This window comes from Nonomuraea sp. NPDC050451, assembly GCF_044458585.1.
In genome coordinates this window covers 388222-414368 of the sequence record NZ_JBITHZ010000007.1, presented here as the reverse complement: position 1 = coordinate 414368, position 26147 = coordinate 388222, and the positions used below count along the sequence as shown (strand labels likewise).

Here is a 26147-nt window from a genome sequence, read left to right as displayed (position 1 = left end):
CCGTCCGCGCCGGACACCCCGCCCGCCAACAAGCTGCTGGCACCGGGGGCAGGGCTGGTGGACCGCATCCGAGACCTTCTCACGGGCCGAGGACGCTCCTGAGACGAGGACTGACATATAGCATCCTCATGCTCCTAGGCTGCTCGCCATGGGCGACAGCGGAACATTTCTCCAAGTGGCGGACATCACTGCGGCGCTGGACACGGTGCTCTCCACCATGCGAGCCGCAGGTGTCAAGATCACTTACCGCCTGGGGGGCACGAGCGCGGCTCTCCTCCAGGGTGTTCACCTTCCTGTCGGGGACATCGACCTGCTGGCGGCGCGGCGAGAGGACGTGGATGAGTTCGGGGCCGCGCTCGCCGCGTTCCCCTGCCTCCACGCTGTCTCGTGGCTTCCGGAGTCCTCGCAATACTTCGCCAGGTACGAGGTGCACGGGGTCAAGGTGGAGATGAGCACCGTCGAGAGGGAGGCCGACTCCGACGGGATGGAATGCGTCGGTCGCGGCCCATGGCAGCACTACGTGTGGATCGCCTGTGGCTCGCACCAGGTTCCCACGGTCCGGCTGGAACTGCGGCTGGCGACGGAACTCGTACGGGACAGAGCCGACCGTTACGAACCCCTCCTCGACCACATGAGCGCGCATGGGTGCGATTTCGACCTGTTACATCGAGCCATGAGAGACCAGGGCGTGTCAGCGGAACGCCGGCGCCTGGTCCGGGACCGCCTCGCCCGCCCTTGATCTCTTCACTTTGCGGACAGCGTCCGCATGGCCCGGCGAGTGCGGAAGCCGGAGAGCGGCCGGGCATGGTCAGCTCAGGCCGTGCCTGGCGGCCCATCCGGCGAGTCTGTCGCATTCGGTGCTGGGGCAGCGTACGAGGTCGCCGCCCCGGACGAACAGCCTGTTCTCGCTGTAGCCCTGCTCGCCTGCTTCCAGCAGCCGGTAGAAGGCCTCCCGGCTGCCACCCGAGGTGACCTTGTTGTAGAAGGGCGTGGAGCTCGCGTCACCGGTGGGCCGGTCGTAGCGGAAGTCTCCCGTCAGAGTCTTGCCGATGCTGGTCAGGCAGGTGGCGTAGCCGATCTTCGCCGAGATCGGCTTCATCGCGAAGCCCGCCATCAGGCCGTGGTCCTGGTAGCGGTAGAGCTGCGCGCCTCCGACCTCCTTCACACGGGCCTTGCAGCGCTTGACGGAAAGCGCGGCAGTGGTGTCTTGACGCATGAACGACTGGGACGGCTTGGCACCGCCCTGGTAGCTGTACGTGAAGCTGGTGACCTTCGACGGTTTGGTGGTGTCGGCGCACTGCGGCGTGAGGTTGAGCGCCGGTCCGAAGCCCGCGTCGCCGATCATGCGCTGCGTGATGCTCTCCCCCCGCCTCACCAGCACGAGGTGATACTCGCGGCCTTCGACGGTGGCGGAGCGGTACCCCCTGATGTCGGCCGACTTGCCGCCGGCCTGGACGAAGTGGCCGACCCAGTCGGCGCGGGAGGTCCCGCAGGCGCCCGCGGCGGCCGCGGAGGTGGTTACCGGCCCGGCTGCCGCGAAGGTCGCGGCGAACGGCAGGGCGGCCAGGGCGGTGGTGAGGCGACGCTGCACGACTCCCCAATCTCCGAAAGTGATTGTTCGACTACTTAGAGTATGTATATGGGGAGAGCGGGCCGTTCGCCGCCATGGGCGGTGCCGTGAGTAATGACTTCTTTTCTCTTTACTAGTTTCGACCGGGACACTCCCCGAGCTTTGCTGGAAACGTGGTCCTTGTTGAATGAAAGGTCCTCCATGGAGCGCCTCGCCGCTGTTGGCGCTCGTCCCGTATCCAGGCTCGCGACCGAGTGGGAAAGAGACCAGAGGCGCCCCTGAAGGCATTTTCAGGAGGCCGTCATGGCTCGCTCGCGTATTGTCTTCTCGCTGTCGCTCGTGGCGGCAATCGCATTGGTGGCGCTGGTGCTCGGAGTGGTGGGCGGCCGGGCGACGAGTTCGGCGGGCCAGGCAGCGGGCGGAGGCTCGGGCGGAGCGGCGAGCGGCAAGAAGATCGACGTGGTCATCAAAGCGAGTGACTCCTCGTTCTGGCAGACCATGATCGCCGGGGCGAAGCAGGCAGGCGGGGACTTCGGCATCAAGGTGAGCACCTTCGGCCCCACGTCCGAGACGAACGTCGACGAGCAGGTGCAACTGGTGGAGAACGCCATTTCCCGGGGCGTCGACGGGCTTGTCATCGCGCCCAACTCCTCCAGCGCCCTGAACTCGGCGATCGACCGGGCACGCAAGGCAGGCCTCAAGGTCATCACCGTGGACAGCCGCGTGACCACCGCGTCGGAGGGCTTCATCGGCACCGACAACCTCAAGGCCGGAATGCAGGCCGGCAAGCGCATGTGCGAGCTGCTCAAGGCGCAGAACAAGACGAGCGGCGGCGTCATGATCGAATCCTCCGTGGCCGGCATCCAGTCACTGGTCGACCGGGACGCCGGCTTCAAGCAGGGGCTCGCACTCAATTGCCCGCAGGTCAAGGCGGTGCTGCAGCGCTTCAACAACAACGACATCAACACCGCGGCGTCGCAGGTCAACGATGCACTGACCGCCAACCCAGACCTGGCTGGGGTGTTCGCGGACAACAACACCTCGGGAGTCGGCGCGGCGCGGGCGATCCAGGACAACAAGGCGGCCGACACCGTCCCCGTCGTGGCGTTCGATTCCGACCCGCAGGAGAACGCCGCGCTGGCCGCCGGCACCATCGACGCGCTGGTGGTGCAGAACCCTTACTTCTTCGGCTATCAAGGCGTTCTGGCGGCCGGAATGGCCACGGTCGATCGCATTCCACCGCGTGACATCGACCCGGGCGCCGTCGTGGCGGACAAGAAGAACATGAACGAGCCCGATGTGAGGCAGTTGCTCAATCCGCCGACGATGAAGGCCGAATGATGAGCAGGCCTGTTGTCGAGCTACGCGGCGTGTCCAAGGCATTCGGCCCCGTCCAGGCGCTCAGCAATGTCTCACTCCGTCTCGTACCCGGCCAGGTGAATTGCCTCGCCGGGGAGAACGGTGCAGGGAAGTCCACCCTGATCCGAGTGCTGACGGGCGCACTGCGCCGAGACAGCGGCAGCTACGAGATAGATGGCCGACCGGTCACCATGCCGACCCCCGCACATATGCGCGCAGCCGGGGTTCAGGCCGTCTACCAGGAGCTCAGCCTTCTCCCGCACCTGTCGGTCGCGGAAAACCTGTTCATGGGCCGCCTTCCCGCACGGAACGGCGTCATCGCCAAGGGCCGACTATGGGCCCATGCCAGGAAAGCCCTCGACGAGATCGGCCTGACGGACGTCAGCCCGAACGCGATCGTGGAAGGGCTCCCGGCGGCCACGCGCCAGCTCGTGGAGATCGCCAAGGTGCTGAGCGCGGGCTCCGTCAAGGTCATCGTGTTCGACGAGCCGACCACAGCGCTCACCGAGACGGAGTCGGAGCGGTTTCTTGAGCACATCAGGCGGCTGCGCGAGCGCAATATCGCGATGCTCTACGTGACCCACCGGCTTGAGGAGATGTTCGAGATCGGCGACTGGGTGACGGTCCTGCGGGACGGGGGCCTGTCAGAGGAAGGGCCGATCGGCGACTATGACGAAGATCGCCTGATCACCGCGATGGTCGGCCGGGAGATCAGCTCGCTCTACCCGGAGACCCACCGGCACGCCGGAACACCCGCGCTGCGGGTCCGGGGACTGCGCCGCTTCGAGAACTCGCCGGTCATCGATCTCCACGTCGGATCCGGAGAGATCCTCGGCATCGGAGGGCTGCTGGGGTCGGGGCGGAGCGGGTTGCTGCTGTCCATCTTCGGCGCGTCTCCTGTCGTCGCCGGTGAGGTGGAGATCGAGGGCAAGCGCGTGAAACCGTCCGGACCGCGCACGATGATGAACGCCGGGGTAGGACTCCTCACCGAGGACCGCAAGGTGCTGGGGCTGCTGCCGGAGCTGTCGATCCGGGAGAACGTCACCATAGCCAGCCTGCGCAGCGGCTCCCGGCGTGGTCTCCTGCCCGGTCGCGAGCAGGTCGAGGAGGCGGACCGGCTGCTCGACAGCCTGCGGCTGCGGGCCGGTTCCTACGCCCAGCCGGTGTCGACACTGTCCGGCGGTAACCAGCAGAAGGTCCTGCTCGCCCGATGGCTGCTCACCGAGCCGAAAGTACTGATGTTCGACGAGCCCACGAAGGGCATCGACGTCGGGGCCAAGGGCGAGCTCTATACGATCATCGGGAACCTGGCCGCGAAGGGGCTGGGGATCATCGTGGTCTCTTCGTATCTGCCGGAGCTGCTGGGGCTCGCAGATCGCATCCTTGTGCTGCGCGACGGGGCGGTCGCGGGCGAACTTCCCGGATCCGCCACCGAGGAGGACGTGCTCCACCTGGCAAGCGGTACCAGAGGCCCGGCGGCAGTGGAACTTCCACCGACCCCAGACGGCCCAGGAGGGGTGAGCCGGGATGCCTAAGCTGATCTGGCGTGAGCCGATCGAGACCACGACGATCGTCAACAGGCCACCGGGCGGTGCGGAAGCGGGACAGAAGACGGCGCCGAGGCCCGGGGAGGCGCCCGAGCTGGCGACCGGCACCAGGCGACGGGTCCTCACGCTGGGGGACATCGCGGGACGGGAGAGCGGCGGTCTCGTCGTACTGCTCGTGGCGGTCGGCGCTCTCACACTCGCCAGTGACGAGTTCCTCACCGCCAACAACCTGGCCAACCTCGCCCGGCAGGTCGCGATCTTCGGGATCATCGCGGTGGGCCAGCTCCTGGTCATCTTGACCGCCGGAATCGACCTGTCGGTCGGATCGGTCCTCGGCCTGGCAGGTGCTTCCACCGCGCAGCTCCTGGTGGCCGGCCTGCCGATCCTGCCGTCGATCCTGCTCGGGGTGGGGATCGGTACCGGACTCGGGATCGTCAACGGCCTGCTGGTCACCCGAGCCCTGCTGCCGCCGTTCATCGCCACCCTGGGCATGCTCGGCATCGCCCGCGGAATGGTCCTGCTCAGCACCGACGCCCAGACCATCCAGGGCGTGCCGGAGGCATTCCAGGTCATTGCCAACGGCACGATCCTGGGCATCCCCAACCTTCTCATCATCGCCGTCGCGGTCACCGCCGCGATGTGGTTCGTGCTCTCCCGGACGGTCTTCGGCCGCTACATCTACGCTGTCGGCTCCAACCCCGAGTCGGCCCGCCTCGCAGGCGTCCCCGTCCGCCTGGTGACGATCTCGGTCTACGTGATCTCGGGCACGCTCGCCGGTCTCGGCGGGGTGCTGCTGGCCTCACGGCTGGGAGCGGGCATCCCCACCGCCGGTACGGGCTTCGAGCTCAGCGCGATCGCTGCCTGTGTCATCGGTGGCGCGAGCCTCTTCGGGGCGAAGGGAAGCGCGATCGGCGCCTTCACCGGAGCGCTGATCATGGGTGTTCTCAACAACGGTGGCAACCTCCTGGCGATCAACGCCTTCTACCTCCAGATCGCCATCGGTGTGCTCATCCTCGTCGCGGTCGGGTTCGACCAGCTGAACGCCAGGCGGTCGTCCGCCGGCGGTTGAGCGCTCAGCCGAGCCAGGCGGTGATCTGGGTCATGGCGGTGGCGGCCCAGCCGAGCTTGAGGTGGTTGAGCGCGAGCGTCGCGGTCGCGGCCCGGTTCGTGATGCCGTCGCTCGCGGTGCAACTCGCCACGAAGACGGCGCCGTCGGACGGTCCCGTGTGCTCGTTGTGCAGCAGCGCCATGTCCGGCATGTTGCCGCACAGTTGGTAGACCGGCACGCTCGATGGAGTGCCCGCGTCGATGAGGGGCCGCACCAGCGAGCCCCTGTCGATGGCCCACTGGATCCCGCGGCCGACGGTGTAGAAGCCGGTGCCGCCGTAATAGGTGGTGTACCAGTCCTGCTCGGTGGTGGGCAGCGGGTAGACGTCGTCCCAGCGATAGAGCATGTCGTCGGAGCCCGGGTAGGCGTCGCCCTCGTAGCTCAGCTCGGGATGGTTACGCCACAGGCCGTAACAGACCATCTGGGTGTGGGGCGCGGGCGCATTCAACGATCCCCCACACTCCGGAAATATTGCGAAATCGTGGGTCCAGCCGTGCCGGTAACCCCAGTCGAAGCCCTTGTTCGGCCCGCCGAGGAGGATCAGCTTCCTGACACCGCCCGCGTAGGCCGTGCCCCAGGGCTTGCGCAGCGACGAGACGTACATACGCGCGTTGAACGCGCCCTTGGACCACCCGATCACGTCCACCTGCGCCGCACCGGTCTTCGCCTGGATCCTGGTGACGGCGTCGTGGATCTGCTCCGCCCAGTAGTGGCCGTCCCCTGTGACATGCGGGAAGCCGATCGCGAACACCTTGTAGCCCTGCCCGGTGAGGTGCTGCATGAGCCCCGTGGTGGGGCAACTGGCCTGGCCGCAGCCGTACGAGCCTCTGGCATCGGGATTGGCCCAGGCCAGATCGGCGTTCTGGTTGGCGCCGTGCACCAGCAGCACGGGGGTGCCCTTGGCGCCTGTCTGCCAGCCCGGCGCGTGGTACAGCAGGAACCGCGAGGAGTGCGGCCGGGCGATGTCACCGAACAGGCGCCTGGTCTGCCCCGTCTGATCGCCACGCCCGTCGGGCGGATAGGTCTCGGCCTGGAACCCGGTGGAATTGTCCTTGAGGCGCTCGACCAGCGCCCAGCCGTTCTCCAGTCCCGAGGTGTAGGTGGCCTCCAGCGTCACCGACGCCGCCGCGGTCGCGGCGGCGGGCGTCGTGAACAGTGCTCCGGCTGCCAACGCGAGAGCCGTGGCCACTCGGCTGCACGAACGTCGTCCCATCAGACCTCCACGAAGCTCGGATGAGCCAAGTTCGCCCGATCGAGAGGCGCGGGTCAATGTGAGCCGCACCCATAGCCCTGTGTCGGTCAACACCCCGAAACCTGCCGCCGAATCGCGAATCGTCCCTTCGTAGATAATCCGTTCCGGGACGACTTGGGTAGGCTGGCGGCATGACGGCAATGGCTCCCGCACGCACTGAAACCGACCTGTCCTTCCTGCTCGACCACACCAGCCACGTGCTGCGGACCCGGATGACGGCGGCGCTCGCCGAGATCGGGCTGACGGCGCGCATGCACTGCGTCCTGGTCCACGCACTGGAGGAGGAGCGCACCCAGATCCAGCTCGCCGAGCTGGGCGACATGGACAAGACCACGATGGTGGTCACCGTGGACGCGCTGGAGAAGGCCGGCTACGCCGAGCGCCGCCCGTCGAGCACCGACCGGCGGGCACGGATCATCGCGGTCACGGACGCGGGCGCGGCCATCGCCAAGCGCAGCCAGGAGATCGTGGACGGCGTGCACCGGGCGGCACTCGGCGCGCTTCCGGGCGACGAGCGCGAGGTCCTGGTACGTGCCCTGAACCGCCTGGTCAACGGACATCTCGCCACCCCCGCCGAAGGACCCCAGCAGGCACGCCGGGCACGGGAGCGCGCAAATTAGATCCGAAGAGGATCGTCTATTACGGAACTATCTGCTACGGTCTCTCTTGTCGACTTGAGACGGGAGAGACCATGTCGTACGTGCGTAACTCGCGCTGGACCGCGCTGGGCGTGCTGTCCGCGACGGGACTGATGACGGTCCTGGACGGCAGCATCGTGACGGTGGCGATGCCCGCCATCCAGCAGGACCTTGGCTTCTCGGGCGCCGAGCTGAGCTGGATCGTCAACGCCTATCTGATCCCCTTCGGCGGGTTGTTGCTCCTGGCCGGGAGGTTGGGCGATCTGATCGGGCGCCGGACGATGTTCCTGGCCGGGAACGCGATCTTCACCGCCGCTTCCCTGCTGGCGGGCGCGGCCACCGGCCCCGGCGTGCTGATCGCCGCCAGGTTCCTGCAGGGTGTGGGCAGCGCGCTGGCCTCGGCCGTGGTCCTGGGCATCCTGGTGACGCTGTTCACCGACGCCGGGGAGCGGGGCAGGGCCATCGCGATCTTCAGCTTCACCGGGGCGGCCGGCGCGTCGATAGGCCAGGTCCTGGGCGGAGTGCTCACCGACGGCCTGAGCTGGCCGTGGATCTTCTTCGTCAACGTGCCGATCGGCGTGATCACCATCGCGCTCGCCCTGATGGCGCTGCCCGCCGACCGCGGGGCCGGCCTGGCCGCCGGCGCGGACATCGCCGGGGCCGTGCTGGTGACCGCCGGCCTGATGCTGGGCATCTACACCGTCGTCAAGGTCGAGGAGTACGGCTGGCTCGCCGCCCACACCCTTGGCCTCGGCGCGGTGTCGCTGGCCCTGCTCGCCGGCTTCGTGGTGCGGCAGGCCACGGCCAAGGCCCCGCTCATGCCACTGCGGATCCTGCGCTCGCGCAACGTGGTCGGCGCCAACCTCGCCCAGATGCTGGCCCTGTCGGGCATGTTCGCCTTCCAGGTCCTCGTCGCGCTCTATATGCAGCGGGTCCTGGGGTACGGGGCGCTGGAGACCGGGCTGGCGATGCTCCCGGCCGCGGTGGGCATCGGATCGATCTCGCTGTTCGTCTCGGCCCGGCTCAGCGCCCGCTTCGGCGCCCGTACCGTCCTGATCAGCGGCCTGGTGTTGCTCATCGCGGCGATGCTCCTGCTCACCCGGGTGACGGTGGACGCCGGTTACGTCACCCATCTGCTCCCGGTGATGGTGCTGATCTCGGGCGGCGGGCTGGTGCTCCCGGCGCTGGCCACGCTGGGCATGTCCGGCGCCCGGGAGAGCGACGCCGGGCTGGCCTCCGGCCTCTTCAACACCACCCAGCAGGTGGGGATGGCCATCGGCGTGGCGATGCTGTCCACGATGGCCGCCTCGCGCACCGGTGAGCTGCTGACCGCCGGAGCGGGCCAGGCCGCCGCGCTGACCGGGGGATACCGGCTGGCGTTCGGCATCTCCGCCGGGCTGCTGGTCGCGGCGTTCGCCGTGGCGCTCGCCGTCCTGCGCCGGCCTGCCCCGGTCGCCGCCGACCTGCCCGTCGCCGAAGAGAAGGCGGCCGCTGTCTGAGACGGATCCCCTCCGCCCGGCGCGCTACGGCGCGCCGGGCGTCCCCCGTCTCCGAGGACGAACCCGGCCGCCAGGAAGTGCTCTACCAGGACAACCGCGAGATCGCCGGCACGCGGTGGCGAGACGTCAGAGAATGAACGTGAACAGTGGCGAGCCCGGTGGGATGCGCTCCACCGTGAGCGGGCCGGCCTTCATCCGGGACAGGAGACTGTCGAGGTCGCCGGCCCGCTCGAGTTCGATGCCGACAAGCGCCGGGCCGGTTTCGCGGTTGTTCTTCTTGACGTACTCGAAGGCGATGATGTCCTCGCCCTCTCCCAGAACCTCGTCCAGGAAGTGGCGCAGGGCGCCGGGGCGCTGCGGGAAGGTCACCAGGAAGTAGTGCCTCAGCCCGATGTGCACAAGAGAGCGCTCGAGCACCTCGTTGTACCGGCTGACGTCGTTGTTGCCGCCCGACACCACGCACACCACCGGTCCTCCGGAGGCGTATGGCAGCAGCTCACGGGCCGCGGCACCCGCGAGAGCTCCGGCGGGTTCGGCGATGATGCCGTCGGTCTGGTAGAGATCCAGCATCTCGGTGCACACGGCGCCCTCATCGACCGCGACCACCTCGTCAACCAGGTCCTTGACCAGGGGGAACGTGGCGTCTCCCACCCTTCCGACGGCGGCGCCGTCCACGAAGGTGTCCAGCTCGGGCAGGGCGAGAGGCCCTCCGTGGTCGAGGGCGGCTCGCATGCTGGCCGCTCCGGCGGGTTCGGCGCCCACGATGCGGGTGGCGGGTGAGTGCTCGCGCAGCCAGACGGCGATGCCGCTGATCAGGCCGCCTCCACCGACCGGGACGACCACGGTGTGCGGCGCCTCCCCGCACTGCGCCAGGATCTCCAGGCCGACCGTGCCCTGCCCGGCCATCGTCCTGACGTCGTCGAACGGATGGACGTAGATGGCGCCGGTGTGTTCGCTGTCGGCATGCGCGGCGCTGCTCGCCTCGTCGTAGGTGCCGCCGCCGACCACGACCTCCACCCGGTCGCCGCCGAGCGCCGCGATGCGCTCGCGCTTCTGCCGTGGCGTGGTGGACGGGACGTACACCCGACCGCTGATCCCCAGGCGGGCACAGGCGAACGCGACGCCCTGCCCGTGGTTGCCCGCGCTCGCGCAGACCACGCCGCGCCGGCGTTCCTCATCCGTGAGGGAGGCGATCAGGTTGAACGCCCCGCGCACCTTGTAGGAGCGACAGACCTGCGCGTCCTCGCGCTTGAGCAGCACTTGGCCGCCGAGCAGGCCGGACAGCCGCTGGTTCGGCTCCAGCGCGGTATGGCGTATCACCGGCCGTAGCCGTTCGGCCGCCTGGCTGATCAGCCTGGCGGTGAGGCGGTCGGTCATGCGCACTCCTGGCACAGCGGTGGATCAAGGGATGGTGGCGGGGCGTGTCGTGGTGGCCACGGTCGCAGCCGAACAGGCGATCGCCGGGAACGGTGCTCGTCGCAGTCGAGCACACCGGCCACAACGATCCCGCCAGGCCATGCTATTCCGGCAGCGCCCGCCTCTCAGAATCTCCTATCGGTGCTCGGGGTTGTCGAAGTCGAAGCGGCATCCGGCGTCCCATTCCGAGCGCTGGTTGCCGTGGGCCGGAATGCCGTCGGCGTCCTTGAGCATGCGAGCCAGGTGCAGCAGGTTCCAGGTCATGAAGGTGGTGTTGCGGTTGGTGAAGTCGTTGTCCGGCCCGCCCGAGCCCGGGTCGAGGTAGGACGGTCCGGGTCCGGCCGCGCCCACCCAGCCGGCATCGGCCTGCGGCGGGATGGTGTAGCCCAGATGCTGCAGGCTGTAGAGCACGTTCATGGCGCAGTGCTTGACGCCGTCCTCGTTGCCCGTGATCAGGCAGCCGCCCACCCGCCCGTAGTAGGCGTACTGGCCGGCCTGGTTGAGCAGGCTGGAGCAGGCGTACAGCCGTTCGATGATCTTCTTGGTCACCGAGCTGTTGTCGCCCAGCCAGATCGGCCCGGCGATGACCAGGATGTCGGCGGCGAGCACCCGCTGGTAGACGGTGGGCCACTCGTCGCTCTCCCAGCCGTGCTCGGTCATGTCCGGCCACACGCCGGTGGCGATGTCGTGGTCGATCGCCCGCAACTGCTCGACGCGGACACCCTGCGTGTCCATGATGTGCGCGCTGAGATCGATCAGGCCCTGGGTGTGGCTGCGCTCGGGGCTCTTCTTGAGGGTGCAGTTGATGAACAGCGCCCGCAGATCGTCATACCGGGCAGGCGCTCCGTTGACTGTCATCGTGATGGCTCCCCTCGATGCGGCCCAGGTGCCTCCGTGGGCAAGTTTCCGGCCGTCACCTGCTCTTCGGCCAGCAGGCTCGCCGCGTTGCGGGGGCAACGGCGCCTGGGCCGTCTAGCTCAGACGGGCCATCCAGCGGCCATGCGTTGTCCAGCAGTCCACGATCGGGAAGCCACCGGCGCCTGCTACGCGCCGGATGTCGCTCACCGACACGGTCGCCCACCCGAACCAGTCGCCGACGTGGGGGCCACGGCGCAGGCGTACCCGGTCGATCCGGCTTCTCGTCGCGGGCGGTGCGAGCTCGACCAGGACCTGGCCGCCCGGCCGGACCAGCTGCCTGACCCGCCGCAGCAGCACCTCGGGGTGAGCGCCGATGCCGATGTTGCCGTCGGCCAGCAGCGCCGTCGCCCACTGACCGCTGCCCGGGACCTCGTCGAAGACGTTCCGGAGCATGGCGAAGCCTCCCGCCTTGCGGGTGAGGGCGACGGCGCGAGGGGTGATGTCGATGCCGAGCGACTGAACGCCGCGGCGGGCCAGTGCGACCGTGAGCCGGCCGGGACCGGAGCCGATGTCCAGAGTCGGGCTCGTGCATCTGCTCAGAAGCGTCTCGTCGCCGTCGACCGGCTCGAACCAGCGGGCGGTCTCCAGCACGACGCGGGTGCCGTCGACGTACTCGATCTCGGCGGTGGCTCCGGAGAGCGCGTCGGCGTAGAGCTGCCCGATCATCGGCCCAGCTCCCGTAGCGTGTTGGCGAAGTGGGAATCGGTTGCCTGCGCGGCCACCGAGATGGCGTCGGCCGCGGTGTCGACGTCGGTCAGCTCGGGCATCAGATGGACGGTGAGTCCGGCCCCGTCCAGCCGGTCGAGCTGGAGTTTGCCGGTTTCCGGGTGTGACATGGGCACCCCGTGGAGCAGCGACGGGTCCGGTTCGTGCAGGCCGAGCAGCCAGAAGCCGCCATCGGCGGCCGGTCCGAACACGGCGTCGTGGCATTCCAGGGAGTCCACCGCCTCCCGGAGCAGAGCGGGTGTCACCTGCGGGGTGTCCATGCCGATCAGTACGACGGGTTCCGGCTGGAGCCGGTAGGCGTCTGTGAAAGCCGCCGCCAGACGCTCGTCCAGTCCCGAGCCGCGCTGCGGGATCACCACGAAGCCGGGCGGCAGCCAACTGCCCGGCAGCCCGTCCAGGGCGAGCACCCGCTGGGAGGCGGGTGTCTCGGACACGGCGAGCAAGCTGTCACGCAGAGCGGCTTCCGCGAGCGCCGCTGCCTGGTCTGGACTGTACGGCGGGGTGAGCCGGGTCTTGACCCTCCCGGCTACCGGCTCCTTGGCGATGATCACGATCTGGGCCATGTGATCGACAGTAGGGCGACGGACCGCGCTCAATCCTTACGACATTCTGACGACTCCCGATGTCGCCGAGTCCGCGACGACTCCCGATGTCGCCGAGTCCGCGACGACTCCCGATGTCGCCGAGTCCGCGACGACTCCCGATGTCGCCGAGTCCGCGACGGCAGCCGTTCGGCTGTGGGACCGGCGCACGGCCCAGCCGATCAGCACGGCCAGCGTGGCCGCGGCGTAGCAGAGCATCGCCGGGCCGGGGTGCGCCGCCGGGCCGGCGACGTAGGCGATCGCGCCCGCCAGGGCTACGCCCAGCCATTCCCACCGGCCGTCCATCGCGGCCAGCGCCACGACCAGGAGGGCGTACCAGGAGTACCCCGGGGTGAACAGCAGCAGGAGCGAGCCGGTGACCACCAGCGCCCCGCGCCAGGGCCGTTCCGGGTCGCCGTGGCGCAGAACGTGGAGGACGACGAGGGCGAGCAGCAGGATGGCGGCGTACGGCGCCCACGAGTCGGGCATCACCAGCCGCAGCACCACATAGCGGTTCCCGCCGCCGGGTGCCTCGTACCGCTCCTCGCGGAGATAGCCCAGCAGGTAGCCCACGACCGGGGCCCGCGCGGCCAGCACGTACGGCAGGTACGCCAGGCCCACGGTGAGCGCGGCGGGTACGGCGAGCCGGAAGACACGCCGCCACGCCACCCCGTTCGCCAGCGCTCCCGACAACGCGCCGAGCAACGCCGTGGCGGGCAGCAGCTTGGCCGCCACGGCCGCTCCCAGCAACGCGCCGCGAGCACGCACGGTGCAGAAGGCGAGCACGACCAGCAGCACGCCCAGCATGTCGACGTGCGCGTTGTTCACGGCCTCGACCGGTACGGCGGGGCACCACGCCCAGTACGCCGCCGTCCGGACGCCCGCCTGGCGGCACAGCGCGAGGAGCGCCAGGACGGCCATCACCCAGCCTCCCAGCTGGAGAACCTTGTGCCGGACGCCGTCCGGCGAGACCCAGTGGGTCAGCAGAAAGTAGCCCTGCGCGACCGGCGGGTAGATGGTGGGCACCGTGGGGCGGTTGATCCGGGTGCAGCCGCCATCAGGAAGCGCCCAGAGCGCGGGGGCCGTGCACTCCGGCGGGAACAGCCAGTCGTCGCGCAGCGGGGCGAGGGCTGGATCGGCCGGCGGGTGGTCGTAGGGCGAGATGCCCGCCCCCTGCACGCGGCCGTCCCAGGCGTACCGGTAGGAGTCGGTGCTGCTGCTCGGCGGCGCCGCCAGCCCGATCGCGGTCAACGCGATGCCGCCCGCGACGACCAGGGCGGTCAGCCGCCTTTCCGGCACCCGCCGGGCCAGCCACAGGGCCGCGGCGAACAGTGCCCAGGCCAGGAGATACCAGCCCAGCCGAGGCGGCCCGGCCACCATCTGGACCACGACGGCGGCCAGTGCCAGAAGCACCCCGCCCACGAACAGCATGTGACGGCTCACACCCGGCAGCGTCGCACCTGGAGCCCGGTTCGGGGCGGTCCGGGCTCCGGCCGTACGGGCTTCGTAAGAACTCGCCCGCCAAGGTTCTTACGGAGTGCGAACGTGACTTCATCACGATCAAGGGACCCGTTAGCGTCGGCCGGGTGAGAGTGATGCTGACCGGCTCCGCCGGCTTCATCGGCGGCCACGTGGCCGAGGCCCTGGAGAGCGCGGGGCACGAGGTCGTCGGCCTCGACCTGCGGACCGGCGCCGACGTGCGCGACGCCGCGGCGCTGGACCGGCTGCTGCCGGGCGTGGACCTCGTGGCGCACCAGGCGGCCAAGGTCGGCCTGGGCGTGGACGTTTCCGACCTGCCGGACTATGCCTCGGTCAACGTGTACGGCACGGCCGTGCTGCTGGCGGCCATGGCACGGCACCGGGTCGGCCGTCTGGTGCTCGCCTCCTCGATGGTGATCTACGGTGAGGGTCGCTACGAGTGCGCCGAGCACGGCCGGGTCCGGCCGGGGCCGCGTGCCGAACGGGACCTGGAGCAGGGCCGGTTCGACCCGCTCTGCCCTGGGTGCGGCCGGCCGGTGCGCTGGGCCGCCGTCGGAGAGGACGCCTCGCCCGACCCGCGCAATGCGTACGCCACCAGCAAGCTCGCGCAGGAGCACCTGGCCGCCAACTGGGCCAGGGAGACCGGCGGGAGCACCGTGGCGCTCAGGTACCACAACGTCTACGGGCCGCGCATGCCCCGCGACACCCCCTACGCGGGAGTGGCCGCGATCTTCCGTTCCGAGCTGGAGTCGGGGCGGCCGCCGAAGGTGTTCGAGGACGGCCGCCAGCTTCGCGACTTCGTGCACGTGCGCGACGTCGCGCGCGCGAACCTGGCGGCCGTCCACACCCTTGCGCGTCCCGGGGAGTTGACGGCCTACAACATCGCCAGCGGCACCCCGCACACCGTGGGCGAGATGGCGGTCGCGCTGGCCGCCGCGCGGGGCGGTCCCGAGCCGCAGGTAACCGGTGCCTACCGGCTGGGGGACGTCCGCCACGTCGTCGCCTCTCCCGAACGGGCCGGGCTCGAGCTCGGGTTCCGCGCCGAGATCTGCTTCGAGGACGGCATGAAGGAGTTCGCGTGGTCATGACGGTCGATGTGATCCTGCCCTGCCTGAACGAAGAGGCCGCGCTCGGCTGGGTGCTCGGGCGCATGCCGGACGGTTACCGCCCGGTCGTGGTCGACAACGGCTCCACCGACCGCTCCGCCGAGATCGCCCGCGAGCTCGGCGCCCACGTCGTCCACGAGCCCCGGCGCGGCTTCGGCTCCGCCTGCCACGCCGGACTGCTGGCCTCGACCGCCGACGTCGTCTGCTTCATGGACGCCGACGCCTCGCTCGACCCCCGCCGGCTTCCCACCGTGGCCGCGCCCGTCATCGGCGGTGACGCCGACCTGGTCCTCGGCGCCCGCCGCCCACGAGCCGCGGGCGCCTGGCCCTGGCACGCTCGGCTCGGCAACGCCGTCCTGGCGCGCATCCTGCGCCGCCGCGCCGCGGTGATGCTCCACGACCTCGGGCCGATGCGGGCGGCCCGGCGCGGCCGGCTCCTGGAACTCGCGCTGACCGACCGCCGGTTCGGCTACCCGCTGGAGATGGTCCTGCGGGCCGCCGCGGCCGGTTGGCGGATCGCCGAGGTGGACGTGGACTACCTGCCCCGAGCCGGGCGCTCCAAGGTGACCGGAACCGTACGCGGCACGTTGCGGGCCGTCGCCGACATGCGGCGCGTCCTGGCCGAACTGGGATGAGCCATGTCGCTCGGCAGCCCTGCACACCGGCAGCACCACGTCGACGCGGCGCCTCAGCCCGCACCTTGCGAAGAGGCCGGCCTTTCCGAGAAATGGCCGGCTCAGGGCCGCCCCGAGGGACAGCACGTGAGCCGGCTCACCCCCGCTCGGCGGTGACTGGCAGGGCTCTCAGCGCGTGACGGCAGCGAGCCGCCGCACGCTGTCCGCACGCGGCCGTTGGTGATGTCGAACGCCACGGCGCCGACGACCTGGTCGCCGACCACGAAGAGGATGGCGGGGGCGCCGTTGACGAGCGCGTAGTGGACGGCGGACGTGCCGCCGGCAAATCGCCGTCTCGCGGGTGTGGGTTTGAAGCCGGCCCGTGCGGTGGCGGCGATGCGCTGCGGAGTGTCGTACCGCAGCAGCGTCTTGGTCAGGCCGCCGCCGTCGGAGATCGCGGTCGCGTCGTCGGTGAGCAGCGCTGCGGCGGCGCGCGGCGGTGATGCGGCGCCGGGCCCGGTGGAGGTGCTGCTGACTGATTGCTGCTCGAAAGTGTCGGCCGGGCCGAGCTTCGGGTCGCTGCCGGTCGGCGGCCTGCCAGTGCAGGAACGCATCCTGCACGGCGTCTTCGGCGTCGGCGGCGGAGCCCAGCAGCCGGTACGCCGGCGAGGCCAGCCGGTTCCGGCCGGCCTCGAACCGACCGGTGTCCAAGTGATCAGTGGCGGTGTTGTGCACGCGGACCACGTGAGGCGGCCACGTGAGCGCCTTCTCGACGGGCCGCGTCCGGCGCGGCGGCCAGGCGGTGCTTGCGCTTGGGCATGCCGTAGGTGGGATGGGAGGTGGCCCACAGCGCCATCTTGAGGATGCCCGCCTTGATCCGTGCGGGCTGCCGGCCGCCCTGGTGCTTCGGCTTTGCCTGCCCTTCGTCGTCGATCGTCTGCAGGATCCCGTCCCGCCGCCCGAGGCTGATGTGGTTGTAGGTGTAGACCAGCTTGGTGTTCGCGATCTTGCGGCCGGTCAGGCGTCCCACGATCGCCTCGATGGCCTGCCGGCCGGTGTACCCGGCCGAAGCGCAGGACATCGGCAGCGGCCGGCCATTGTCGCCGATGGCGTAGGCGCTGTCGCCGATGGCGTACACGTTCGGGTGCGAGACCGACCGCATGGTGCGATCGACGACGATCTGACCGTTCCCGGTGACCTCCAGCCCGCCGGCAGCGGCGATGGGGCTGACCCCGAACCCGGCCGTCCACACGGTTGCGTCGGACGCCAGGGCGGTGCCGTCGGCGCACCGCACCCGCGTCGCTTCGACGGCATCGACGCTGGTGCGCTCCAGGACGGTGACGCCCAGCCGGTCGCAGGCCCGGCGCAGGTGGCCGCGGGCTCCGGCGGAGAGCCGGGCGCCCAGCTCGCCGCGGGCGATGAGCGCCACCGACAGGCCGGGCCGGGCTTCGGCGATCTCGGTGGCGGCCTCGATACCGGTCAGCCCGTCGCCGACGACCACCACGCTCCCGCCCTCGCCCCGCCTGTCCAGGCTGTCCAGGCGCTCGCGCAGGCGCAGCGCCGAAGCCCGGGCGGCGACGTCGAAGGCGTGCTGGGCCGCGCCGGGGACGCCGTGGTCGGCGCCGTGGCTGCCGAGCGCGTAAACAAGCGTGTCGTAGCCGAGCTCGCCGCCGACCACACCGTCGGTGTCGGTGTCGGTCACGGCGACGACTTGGCGCTCGGGGTCGACGGCGGTGACCCGGGCCAGGCGCAGCCGTATCCCCGTGCCCGCGAAGACGTCGGCGAGTTTCGGAGCCTCGATGTCGCGGCCGGCCGCGAGCTGGTGCAGCCGCATTCGCTGGACGAAGTCCGGCACCGCGTTGACCACGGTGATCTCGGTGTCCTTCGGGGACAGCCGGCGGGCCAGGTTCCCGGCCACATAGGCCCCGGCATAGCCGGCGCCGAGGACGACGATGCGATGCTTCATGTGGTGCTCCTGTCGGTTCGCTTGCTTCTGGTGAGTTGGCTCGGCCCTGGGTCAGCGATCTTCTCGGTCGAGGTCGCCGTGCGCCTGCGCCGAAAGGTCCTGCCAGTCGGCCCAGGTCTTGAGCCGGTCGGCGTAGACCTGCTGGAGCATCGGGTAGAAGCCCTGCCCGAAGAGCACCCGCAGGGGCGGGTTGTCAGAGTCGACGATCTTGAGGAGCGCCTGGGCCGCGGCGGCCGGGTCGCCGGCCGGCTGCTGGCCCGCGAACGCGGCGATGCGCTGGCGGAAGCCGTTGTAGATCGGGTTGGGCTCGGCCAGGTGGCCGTTGTCGAGGGGATCGGGGTTCTTGCCGGACCGGGTGGCGAAGCCGCCGGGCTCGATGACGGTCACCTTGACGCCGAAGTCGGCGACCTCTTGGGCGAGGGATTCGTTCAGGGCTTCCAGGGCCCACTTGGAGGCGCTGTAGGCGCCGCTGAGCGGCATGGCCATGAGCCCGGCCGCCGAGGACAGCTGGATGATGTGCCCCGAGCCCTGCTCGCGCAGGTAAGGCAGCGCGGCCTGGATCACCCACAGCGCGCCGAACAGGTTGGTCTCCAGCTGGTCGCGCAACTGCTGCCCGGTCAGCTCCTCGACCGCGCCGACCTGGGCGTAGCCGGCGTTGTTGACGATGACGTCGAGACGGCCGAAGTGCTCCCTGGCCCGCTTGACGCTCGCGAGGACAGCGGTCTTGTCGGTCACGTCCAGCTCCAGCGGAAGGACCGCCTCGCCGTAGGCGGCGACCAGCTCGTCCAGGCTTGCGGTGCTTCGGGCGGCCGCGGCCACCTTGTCACCGCGCGACAGGGCGGCCTCGACGAAGTTGCGGCCGAGCCCGCGAGACGAACCGGTGACGAACCAGACCTTGCTCATGATGTCTTTTCCGTTCTTTCTGCAGCGGCGGTCACCGCGCAACGGGGCCAAGGCGATGAACCCGGGGAGGTGTGTGCCGCGCGCATCGTTCGCGCGGCGTCCTGACGACCATGAGGCGCCGGCGTCCCGAACTTTGTGACAGTGCGGTCATGTGACGTACGCCACCGAGCATGGGGTGTCACACAGCGGTGAGAGCCGGCGTCTTGTGGTGGAGCAGGAGTTGAGAGTGGACAGGCAGGAGCCAGGTATGAACGAGCGCAGCGAGCCGACGACGGGCACAGCCGAGCCGATGGCCGGTGGCGACCGGATGGCCTGCGTTTCCGAGGCGACCGAGACCTTCCTCGTCCACCGCAACCTGCTGTTCACCGTCGCCTACGAGATGCTCGGCTCGGCCGCCGACGCCGAGGACGTCCTGCAGGAAACCTGGTTGCGATGGGTCAAGGTCGACGCGGCGCAGGTGCACGACCCGCGCGCCTACCTGGTGCGGATCGCCACCCGGCGCTCGCTGGACCGGCTGCGCACCATGAAGCGCCGCAAGGAGGCGTATGTCGGCCCCTGGCTGCCCGAGCCGCTGCTCACCGCACCGGACGTGGCCGAGGACGTCGAGCTCGCCGAGAGCGTGTCGATGGCGCTGATGCTCGTCCTGGAGACGCTGTCGCCGACCGAGCGTGCCGTCTTCGTGCTGCGCGAGGTCTTCGATGTGAGCTACGACGAGATCTCGGCCGCGGTCGGCAAGACCCCGGCGACCGTGCGCCAGATCGCGCACCGGGCACGGCGGCACGTCGATGCCCGCCGCCCTCGGGAGGTGGTCTCCCCGAGCCAGACCCGGGCGGTGCTGGAGTCGTTCCAGCGTGCGGTCGAAACCCGGGACCTACAGGGCCTGCTCGACGTGCTCGCCCCCGAGGTCGTTCTGATCAGCGACGGCGGCGGCGTCAAACAGGCCGCGCCGCGGCCGATCACCGGTGCCGGCAAGGTGGCCCGCATGATCGTCACCGGTCTCGGCAAGGCCGGGATCGCGCTCGCCGGCGAGCCCACCGTGGTCAACGGCAACCCGGCGCTCCTCCTGTGCGTGGACGGCGAGATCGACGGCGTCATTGCGGCCCGTGTCGAGGACGCCCGCATCACCGGCCTCTACTACGTCCGCAACCCGGAGAAGCTGACCCGCATCGCATCCGAGACCCCGCTCACGCTGAAGTAATCCGTCGGCCGCCGCGCCGACAGTGCGGAGCATTCCGAGCGAAGGCATCCGCGTACCGGCCCGCCCCGTCATCACGTCAATCACGCAGACGTTCTCTTCGAGGAGCAGATATGGCCGTGCAGGCCTCGCCGGCAGCCGACACACCACCGTCACCCTGGTCAACGGTGGTCAGGGCAGTCGTCCTGCTCACGGCGGGCATCTCCGTACTGCTCACCGCCTTCGCCTGGCCGTCGGTGCGCTCGTCGGTACACGATGTGCCGATCGCCGTCGCAGGGCCGGCCGCCGCGGTCGAGCAGGTCAGCACCGCTCTCGGCCGACGTCTGCCGGGCGGCTTCGAGATCACCGAGGTCGCCGGCACCGCGGCCGCCGAACGGTTGATCCGCGAACGGGAGGTGTACGGGGCGATCGACGTCAGCTCCGGCACCCCGCAGGTCATCATGGCCTCCGCCGCCGGCGCGGCGGTCGCTCAGGCCTTGCAGAGCGTCGCGACCGGGCTGAGCCAGGAGCAGGCACCGGGCACCCGTACGGCGGTCGCCGTCCGTGACCTCGTCGCCTTGCCGGCCGACGACCCGCGCGGCGCCGGCCTGGCCGCCGGAGCCCTTCCCCTGGTCATGGGAGGCCTGCTCGCCGCGCTCCTGCTGACCAGACTGGTCCGCGGCACCGCCCGCCGGGTCACCGGAGCGCTCGCCTCCGCGATCACCGGTGGCCTGGCCGCGGCGGCGATCCTGCAGTTCTGGCTCGGCTCGCTCAACGGCGCGTACTGGGCCAACAGCGGCGCCGTCGCCCTGGCCATCGCGGCCACCTCGCTGAGCATCCTCGGGCTGGAGTCGCTGCTCGGGGTGGCGGGCTTCGGTCTCGGCGCCGTCGTCATGATGCTCATCGGGTCACCTGGCTCACGCTCGGTGTCGTGCTGTGCCTGGCCGGCGGCCTGCGCGTGCGCCGTGCCGCCACCGTCGCCGCGGGCCTTCCCAGGACGGCCGCATCACCGGCCTCTCCTACGCGTCCGCGACCCGGAGATGTGGTCGCCGGCGAATCCGAGACCCCGCTCAGCCTGCGATGAACACCGGTGACGAGCCGGCCCACGGCCTTGGAGCGACATGAACCTGACGGTGGCGCGACAGGCGACTCTCGGCCTCCGCAAGACACCGCCGGTTCCGGAGGCCGCCACAAGCAGAACACATTCCGCCAGATCTAGTACTGGGAGGTCATTCATGACGAAGAGCGTTGCCGACGAACTCGCCGATCTGGAATTGCCGGTCGGACGGGGCTGCCCGTTCTCCCCGCCCGCCGCCTACGAGCGGCTGCGCGAGCAGGCGCCGATCAGCAAGGTCCGCCTGGCCAGTGGCGGAGAGGCGTGGTGGGTGGCCGGGCATGAGGAGGCCCGTGCCGTCCTCATCGATGGCCGCTTCTCCTCCGACAAGCGCAAGGACGGCTTCCCGCTCTTCACCCTCGACGCGGCGACCCTGCAGCAGCTCCGCAGCCAGCCGCCGTTGATGCTCGGCATGGACGGCGCTGAACACGCCGCGGCCCGGCGCTCGGTGATCGGCGAGTTCACCGTGAAGCGGCTGGCCGCGCTGCGTCCGCGGATCCAGGACATCGTCGACCACTTCATCGACGACCTGCTCGCCACCGACCAGCGGCCGGTCGACCTGGTACAGGCGCTGTCCCTGCCGGTGCCCTCCTTGGTGATCTGCGAAATGCTCGGCGTCCCGTACGCCGACCACGACTTCTTCCAGAGCCGTACCACCATGATGGTGCGCCGGACGTCCCTGGAAGGCCGCCGGCGAGCCTTCGCCGAACTGCGTGCCTACATCGACGACCTGGTCACCCGCAAGGAGTCCGAACCGGGCGATGACCTGTTCGGCCGTCAGATCACCCGGCACCGCCAGGAGGGCACCCTCGACCACGCGAGCCTGGTGAGCCTGGCCTTCCTGCTGCTGACCGCCGGGCACGAGACCACGGCGAACATGATCTCGCTCGGCGTGGTCGGTCTGCTCTCCCATCCGAAGCAGCTGGCCTTAATCAAGGGCGACCCGGGCCGGACGCCCCTGGCCGTGGAGGAACTGCTGCGCTACTTCACCATCGCCGACGGAGTCACCTCCCGGCTGGCCACCGAAGACGTGGAGATCGGCGGGGTGAGCATCAAGGCCGGCGAGGGTGTCATCGTCTCGATGCTGTCGGCCAACTGGGACCCGGCGGTGTTCAAGGACCCGGGCGAACTGGATGTCGAGCGCGGGGCCCGCCACCACATCGCCTTCGGCTTCGGCCCGCACCAGTGCCTCGGCCAGAACCTGGCCCGGATGGAACTGCAGATCGTCTTCGACACGCTGTTCCGCCGTATCCCCACCCTGCGGCTCGCCGCACCGGCCGAGGAGCTGCCGTTCAAGTCCGACGCCGTCATCTACGGCGTTCACGAACTCCCGGTCACCTGGTGAGCAGGACATGATGCGCATCGAAGCGGACACTCGTCTCTGCGTCGGCTCCGGCCAGTGCGTCCTGACCGAACCGGCCGTCTTCGACCAGGACGACGACGGCGTCGTGGCCCTGCTGACCGATCACCCCGACGACCAGACCGCCGCACAGGCGCGCCACGCCGTCACCCTGTGCCCATCGCGAGCCCTGTCCATCCTGGAGAACTAAGCCCTACTCCGGGTGGACCACGCGTCCGTCGGTGCTCCTATCGCGGCTGCGGTCTGGGGCTCAACCCGGCGAAGAGAGCATGGAGTATGCGGTCGATGTAGTCGGGGGTCACCGGCTGCTGTGTGATCAGCAGCCGGTAGTACAAGGGGCCCGACAAGATCTCGAACGCCAGGTCCAGGTCGAAGTCGGGAGCGAGTTGACCCTGGTCCTTGGCGGCCCTGAGGCGAGCCAGGGTGTTGGCGGTCTGTGGCTCGATGAAACGCCGGTGAACACTCGCTGCCGCCGGCCTCGTGTTCTACTTCATCGGCGCACTCCTTGCACACCTGCGAGTGGGTTCCCGCAAGCTCGTCAATTGGGCCGGATTCTTCGCCACCGCGGTGGCCGCACTAGCCGTGAACCTGGGCTACCACTGGTCGTGATCCGTGGAGACAGGCTCTCTCACCTGGCCGCCGCGGCATGACGATCGACGCGTCGCCTCACGTCCCCAGCGGTTGCGTCGTCGGACTCCACATCCCGATCGCCTGGCCTCGCGGAACGACGCCGGAGACGCCGCTGGTGGCCTACATCACACCTCGGCAGTGTCACAGGAATCGGGTCAGAACCGCCACATGGTCGTGAGCACAACGACATCAGGAGAGAACATGACCTCAGTATTGATCACTGGAGCGAACAAAGGCCTGGGCTACGAGACGGCGCGTAGGCTCGGAGAGCTGGGTTGGAGGGTCTTCCTCGGCTCACGCGACGAGGGCCGGGGAAGGGTCGCCGCGCAGAAGCTGGCCGCCGACGGCGTACACGTCATCATGGTCCCGTTGGACGTGACCTCGGAGGAGTCGGTGGCCGGGGCTGTGCGGCTGGTCCGCGAGCACACCGACCGGATCGACGTGCTGATCAACAACGCCGGCACGCCGGGCGGCGGTGTCAACCCGGCGGACGCGACGGCCAAGGACATCCACGCCGTCTACGACACCAATGTGTACGGGCCGGTCCGGGTCACGCACGCGTTCCTGCCGCTGTTGCAGGCGGCCGATAACCCGCGGGTGGTGATGGTCACCGGCGCCGGGGGGTCTATCGCGGTCGTGACTGATCCCGGGCAAGCCGTCTCGAAGATGTACGAACTCGCCTACACCTCGTCGAAGGCGGCACTGAACATGATCACCGTCCGATACGCCCAGGCGCTGCCGGCCATCAAGTTCAACGCCGTGACCCCCGGCGAGGTCGCCAACGGCAAGTTCACCGCCACCGACATGAACATCCACACGGGCGAGCTGACGGTCACCGAGGGCAGTGATCCGATCATCGAGCTCGCGACGCTCGCCTCTGACGGGCCGACCGGGATCTTCATCGATCGCCTCGGCCCCATTGCCTGGTAAAACATGCGCAAGGGTTGGTTCGTCACAGGCTCCTGACCACCACCGCCAACCCCAAAGCGATCGACCGGATCCCCATCGAAACGCCGCGCGCAGCGGCAGGTGTGCGGGGAGCAGCCCGATGACCTGTGGCTGTGGGTCGAGACCAGCGAGCGCCGGCAGGCCCAGGACCTGAACACGGCGACGGCCGCGAAGGTCGAGCAGTACGTGGCCGCGGTGGAGGCGTTCTCGGCGAGCAACACGGTCATCCTGGCGCTGGCCGCGGGCACGTTCGGGGCGACGCTAGCCAAGTCGGACCTGGAGCTGGGCGTGGAGACCTTGGCGGAGGCGCCGTCACGGCAGGCGAACCCGTTCCCGGACGCGACGCCGGTGCAGGTCCGCCACCAACTCACCGAGGACGACCAGGATGAGACGTCGTGGCCGTGGCTGCCGGGGCTGGTGGTGGGCATGGTCGCCCCGGGCCAGTGGCAGATCATGGTGATCGATGACCGCCCAGTGGAGGGCTGGACGCCGGCGGGGTTCCGGTCTACGCGTTCTGCCGCTGCGCGGCCGAGGCGATCCGCCTGTGACAGCTCCCGCGTCCAGCCGTCCCCCGGGCCTTGACGGGCCCGGCCGGTCAGATCGCGGTCTGCTGGTCGTGGTCGCGCAGCACACGCAGGACGGTCGCGGCCGGGGGTGACGGCCCTTTTTCGCGCCGCTGGTGATGACGAGCCGGACGGCGATGTCGCGCAGGCTGAGGTTCTGACCGCGCAGGTGCAGAGCCATGGACAGCATGCTCTCGTCGGTGACGGCGGCGCCGCCGATGGCCTTGCCGCAGGCGCGGGCGGATTCGTGGCCTTCCAGGGTGCGGTCGCAAATGTACTCGGGTTCCATTCCGGACAGGGCCGCGAGCACGGTGAACACCACGCCCGAGGGATCATGGGAGCCCTGCAGCTCGCCGGTGAGGAACTCCAGCCCGATGCCGGCGGCGCGCAGCTGCTCGGCGAGGGCGGCCAGGCGAGACGAGCTGGCGGAGATCACACACAGACTGGGAGACATGGTGCGAGTGCTCTCGAACGCCGACCCGATCCGGAAGGGCAAGATCTACGCAGAGATCGGTCTGCGCCTGACCTACCATCCGTCAAAACAGAAAGTCCTGGTCACGTCTGCACGTGACCAGGACCCCATAGGCGACTGGTTTGTGTCCGAGGGGGGACTTGAACCCCCATGCCCATCACTGGGCACTAGCACCTCAAGCTAGCGCGTCTGCCTATTCCGCCACCCGGACTTGGTGCCTGCACGCGGGACCGTCATCTCGCGTCGGCTCAGTAAGGTTAGCAAACTCTGCGGGGTGCGTCATACCAAGAATCCGCTCGCCCCTCCGAAGTGTCTCCATGGGCCGGGATATGGGGCGGCCAGGAGCTCCTGATGGGGTCTCCGTGGCGTACGCGGGAGGGTGTTGGGCCAGTTGGGGGCGGTTTGGCCCATGGGGAGTTGGTGAATTTCTGGGTCTCCGATGAAAAGCCCTTGCGGCAACCTTGAGTGCTGCTACGGTTACGGACCGTTGAGGGGTGAGTCCATGGACCGGCCTCACGACAAATGAGGCCGGTTCTGGAGTGCGGGAGGTCACGTGGCGCGCATGGTGATGCAGCGGAGGGCGATTGCCCTCGGTGCGCATCGCCTGCCCGTGACCGTCCCGGCGCATGACGTGACCGCCGACCGGGTTGACCGGATGGCGCGGTTCGCGGCCGGTGCCCGGCGGCTCGTCGTGCGGGCAGTCACGGTCGGCGCCCTGGTAGCCGCCGGATGGCTGTTCGCCGTCATCTTCGGCATGCTCACCGCCGCCCCGGCGGCGGCCGAAGTGGCGACTCCGACGGCGGACGCGCAAGCGAAGACCACGACCGCGCAGATCGTGGACGGAGCCGCGTCCGCTCAGGTGCCTCACTCCCTCACCAGCCCGGACGACAACGCCGAGGCCATGGCCGGGCGTACGGTCGACGGGCTCAACAGCCAGCAGGATCCTGGCCTGCCATCGCCATCCACCGCCGGAAAGATCCTGGACACCAACGGCTTGGTGCCCAACGGCGGTGGCAGCGGCTCGTTCGGGGCCGCTGCCGGGGACGTCGCGAGGTCCGTGTTCGACCCGCGGCTGCAGGTGCTGCGCGCCCTCCTGGCGCGGGTGCCTGCCCCCGTCGTCCGCACAGCGGCGGACGACCCCTCCTTCTCGCCTGACTGACCCGCCTTGCAGCTGCCGGTCCTTCGCTGACCGGCCCCTTTCCGA

At 69.7% G+C, this 26147-nt stretch carries 25 protein-coding genes, 1 tRNA gene and 3 pseudogenes; 15 read left to right on the top strand and 14 right to left on the bottom strand.

Annotated features, from left to right (window positions below; genetic code table 11):
* Nucleotides 1-175 precede the first annotated feature (175 nt).
* On the top strand, nucleotides 176-739 hold the full coding sequence (locus tag ACIBI9_RS24970) for a hypothetical protein (protein ID WP_397224719.1): 564 nt from the start codon (nucleotides 176-178) through the stop codon (nucleotides 737-739).
* A 69-nt stretch (nucleotides 740-808) separates the two neighbouring features.
* On the opposite strand, the gene ACIBI9_RS24965 is transcribed toward ACIBI9_RS24970, so the two are convergent.
* Entirely contained in the window at nucleotides 809-1591 is a 783-nt protein-coding gene (locus ACIBI9_RS24965; RefSeq protein ID WP_397224717.1) for a hypothetical protein, read from the bottom strand.
* Between the two features lie 282 nt (nucleotides 1592-1873).
* On the opposite strand from ACIBI9_RS24965, the gene ACIBI9_RS24960 reads away from it, so the two are divergent.
* From ACIBI9_RS24960 to ACIBI9_RS24950, 3 genes are read left to right on the top strand one after another with little or no spacing between them, the layout of a single operon-like run.
* Entirely contained in the window at nucleotides 1874-2911 is a 1038-nt protein-coding gene (locus ACIBI9_RS24960) for an ABC transporter substrate-binding protein (protein ID WP_397224715.1), read from the top strand.
* On the top strand, nucleotides 2908-4464 hold the full coding sequence (locus tag ACIBI9_RS24955; RefSeq protein WP_397224713.1) for a sugar ABC transporter ATP-binding protein: 1557 nt from the start codon (nucleotides 2908-2910) through the stop codon (nucleotides 4462-4464). The genes ACIBI9_RS24960 and ACIBI9_RS24955 overlap by 4 nt, the downstream gene beginning before the upstream one ends.
* Complete coding sequence (locus tag ACIBI9_RS24950) at nucleotides 4457-5545, top strand: ABC transporter permease (protein ID WP_397224711.1); 1089 nt, start codon at nucleotides 4457-4459, stop codon at nucleotides 5543-5545. The genes ACIBI9_RS24955 and ACIBI9_RS24950 overlap by 8 nt, the downstream gene beginning before the upstream one ends.
* 4 nt (nucleotides 5546-5549) lie before the next feature.
* Here the strand turns inward: ACIBI9_RS24950 and ACIBI9_RS24945 are convergent, their stop codons facing one another.
* A complete protein-coding gene (locus ACIBI9_RS24945) occupies nucleotides 5550-6797 on the bottom strand; it encodes an esterase/lipase family protein (protein ID WP_397224709.1) in 1248 nt (415 codons plus the stop codon).
* 170 nt (nucleotides 6798-6967) lie between these two features.
* Here ACIBI9_RS24945 and ACIBI9_RS24940 point away from each other — a divergent pair, with 170 nt between their 5' ends.
* Entirely contained in the window at nucleotides 6968-7456 is a 489-nt protein-coding gene (locus ACIBI9_RS24940) for a MarR family winged helix-turn-helix transcriptional regulator (protein WP_397224707.1), read from the top strand.
* Nucleotides 7457-7527: 71 nt separating this feature from the next.
* The gene (locus tag ACIBI9_RS24935) at nucleotides 7528-8973 is read left to right on the top strand and encodes an MFS transporter (protein WP_397224705.1); all 1446 of its coding nucleotides are present in this window, start codon (nucleotides 7528-7530) and stop codon (nucleotides 8971-8973) included.
* Nucleotides 8974-9099: 126 nt separating this feature from the next.
* On the opposite strand, the gene ilvA is transcribed toward ACIBI9_RS24935, so the two are convergent.
* The 5 genes from ilvA to ACIBI9_RS24910 all read right to left on the bottom strand — a co-directional run bounded on the left by ilvA (nucleotide 9100) and on the right by ACIBI9_RS24910 (nucleotide 14057).
* Nucleotides 9100-10350, bottom strand: a complete 1251-nt coding sequence (gene ilvA / locus ACIBI9_RS24930; protein WP_397224703.1) for a threonine ammonia-lyase IlvA — start codon at nucleotides 10348-10350, stop codon at nucleotides 9100-9102.
* 174 nt (nucleotides 10351-10524) lie between these two features.
* Nucleotides 10525-11247: a flavodoxin family protein gene (locus tag ACIBI9_RS24925; protein WP_397224701.1), complete on the bottom strand. Its 723-nt coding sequence runs from the start codon at nucleotides 11245-11247 to the stop codon at nucleotides 10525-10527.
* 114 nt (nucleotides 11248-11361) lie between these two features.
* Entirely contained in the window at nucleotides 11362-11973 is a 612-nt protein-coding gene (locus ACIBI9_RS24920; protein ID WP_397224699.1) for a class I SAM-dependent methyltransferase, read from the bottom strand.
* A complete protein-coding gene (locus tag ACIBI9_RS24915) occupies nucleotides 11970-12596 on the bottom strand; it encodes a TIGR04282 family arsenosugar biosynthesis glycosyltransferase (RefSeq protein ID WP_397224697.1) in 627 nt (208 codons plus the stop codon). The genes ACIBI9_RS24920 and ACIBI9_RS24915 overlap by 4 nt, the downstream gene beginning before the upstream one ends.
* Before the next feature lie 36 nt (nucleotides 12597-12632).
* Nucleotides 12633-14057, bottom strand: a complete 1425-nt coding sequence (locus tag ACIBI9_RS24910) for a glycosyltransferase 87 family protein (RefSeq protein ID WP_397224695.1) — start codon at nucleotides 14055-14057, stop codon at nucleotides 12633-12635.
* A 143-nt stretch (nucleotides 14058-14200) separates the two neighbouring features.
* On the opposite strand from ACIBI9_RS24910, the gene ACIBI9_RS24905 reads away from it, so the two are divergent.
* Together ACIBI9_RS24905 and ACIBI9_RS24900 are read left to right on the top strand one after the other, a co-directional pair.
* Nucleotides 14201-15181, top strand: a complete 981-nt coding sequence (locus tag ACIBI9_RS24905) for an NAD-dependent epimerase/dehydratase family protein (RefSeq protein ID WP_397224693.1) — start codon at nucleotides 14201-14203, stop codon at nucleotides 15179-15181.
* Nucleotides 15178-15834, top strand: coding sequence for a glycosyltransferase family 2 protein (locus ACIBI9_RS24900; RefSeq protein WP_397224691.1), 657 nt, complete (start codon nucleotides 15178-15180; stop codon nucleotides 15832-15834). Before ACIBI9_RS24905 ends, ACIBI9_RS24900 begins: the two co-directional genes overlap by 4 nt.
* A 101-nt stretch (nucleotides 15835-15935) precedes the next feature.
* On the opposite strand, the gene ACIBI9_RS24895 is transcribed toward ACIBI9_RS24900, so the two are convergent.
* The 4 genes and pseudogenes from ACIBI9_RS24895 to ACIBI9_RS24880 form a co-directional block, all read right to left on the bottom strand.
* Nucleotides 15936-16427, bottom strand: coding sequence for a hypothetical protein (locus ACIBI9_RS24895; protein WP_397224742.1), 492 nt, complete (start codon nucleotides 16425-16427; stop codon nucleotides 15936-15938).
* Between the two features lie 13 nt (nucleotides 16428-16440).
* Nucleotides 16441-16548 (bottom strand): annotated as a pseudogene (locus ACIBI9_RS24890) (RNA polymerase subunit sigma-70); the annotation flags it as partial.
* Entirely contained in the window at nucleotides 16529-17779 is a 1251-nt protein-coding gene (locus ACIBI9_RS24885; RefSeq protein WP_397224689.1) for an NAD(P)/FAD-dependent oxidoreductase, read from the bottom strand. The gene ACIBI9_RS24885 and the pseudogene ACIBI9_RS24890, both read right to left, overlap by 20 nt.
* A 51-nt stretch (nucleotides 17780-17830) precedes the next feature.
* Nucleotides 17831-18682, bottom strand: coding sequence for an SDR family NAD(P)-dependent oxidoreductase (locus tag ACIBI9_RS24880; RefSeq protein ID WP_397224687.1), 852 nt, complete (start codon nucleotides 18680-18682; stop codon nucleotides 17831-17833).
* A 307-nt stretch (nucleotides 18683-18989) separates the two neighbouring features.
* Here ACIBI9_RS24880 and ACIBI9_RS24875 point away from each other — a divergent pair, with 307 nt between their 5' ends.
* From ACIBI9_RS24875 to ACIBI9_RS24860, 4 genes are all read left to right on the top strand, one after another.
* Nucleotides 18990-19880, top strand: a complete 891-nt coding sequence (locus ACIBI9_RS24875) for an RNA polymerase sigma-70 factor (RefSeq protein WP_397224738.1) — start codon at nucleotides 18990-18992, stop codon at nucleotides 19878-19880.
* 164 nt (nucleotides 19881-20044) lie between these two features.
* A complete protein-coding gene (locus ACIBI9_RS24870) occupies nucleotides 20045-20950 on the top strand; it encodes a hypothetical protein (RefSeq protein WP_397224685.1) in 906 nt (301 codons plus the stop codon).
* A gap of 141 nt (nucleotides 20951-21091) precedes the next feature.
* On the top strand, nucleotides 21092-22315 hold the full coding sequence (locus ACIBI9_RS24865) for a cytochrome P450 (RefSeq protein ID WP_397224683.1): 1224 nt from the start codon (nucleotides 21092-21094) through the stop codon (nucleotides 22313-22315).
* A 7-nt stretch (nucleotides 22316-22322) separates the two neighbouring features.
* Nucleotides 22323-22520 (top strand): ferredoxin, encoded by a 198-nt coding sequence (locus ACIBI9_RS24860; protein ID WP_397224681.1) that lies wholly within the window; start codon nucleotides 22323-22325, stop codon nucleotides 22518-22520.
* Nucleotides 22521-22557: 37 nt separating this feature from the next.
* On the opposite strand, the pseudogene ACIBI9_RS24855 reads toward ACIBI9_RS24860, so the two are convergent.
* Nucleotides 22558-22791 (bottom strand): annotated as a pseudogene (locus ACIBI9_RS24855) (TetR-like C-terminal domain-containing protein); the annotation flags it as partial.
* A gap of 370 nt (nucleotides 22792-23161) precedes the next feature.
* On the opposite strand from ACIBI9_RS24855, the gene ACIBI9_RS24850 reads away from it, so the two are divergent.
* Complete coding sequence (locus ACIBI9_RS24850) at nucleotides 23162-23890, top strand: SDR family NAD(P)-dependent oxidoreductase (protein ID WP_397224679.1); 729 nt, start codon at nucleotides 23162-23164, stop codon at nucleotides 23888-23890.
* Between the two features lie 99 nt (nucleotides 23891-23989).
* Nucleotides 23990-24490, top strand: coding sequence for a hypothetical protein (locus ACIBI9_RS24845; protein WP_397224740.1), 501 nt, complete (start codon nucleotides 23990-23992; stop codon nucleotides 24488-24490).
* Nucleotides 24491-24754: 264 nt separating this feature from the next.
* Here the strand turns inward: ACIBI9_RS24845 and ACIBI9_RS24840 are convergent.
* Both ACIBI9_RS24840 and ACIBI9_RS24835 read right to left on the bottom strand, forming a co-directional pair.
* Nucleotides 24755-24925 (bottom strand): annotated as a pseudogene (locus tag ACIBI9_RS24840) (hypothetical protein); the annotation flags it as partial.
* A gap of 143 nt (nucleotides 24926-25068) precedes the next feature.
* Nucleotides 25069-25154, bottom strand: a tRNA-Leu gene (locus tag ACIBI9_RS24835).
* 399 nt (nucleotides 25155-25553) lie between these two features.
* Here ACIBI9_RS24835 and ACIBI9_RS24830 point away from each other — a divergent pair.
* A complete protein-coding gene (locus ACIBI9_RS24830) occupies nucleotides 25554-26102 on the top strand; it encodes a hypothetical protein (RefSeq protein WP_397224677.1) in 549 nt (182 codons plus the stop codon).
* Nucleotides 26103-26147 lie beyond the last annotated feature (45 nt).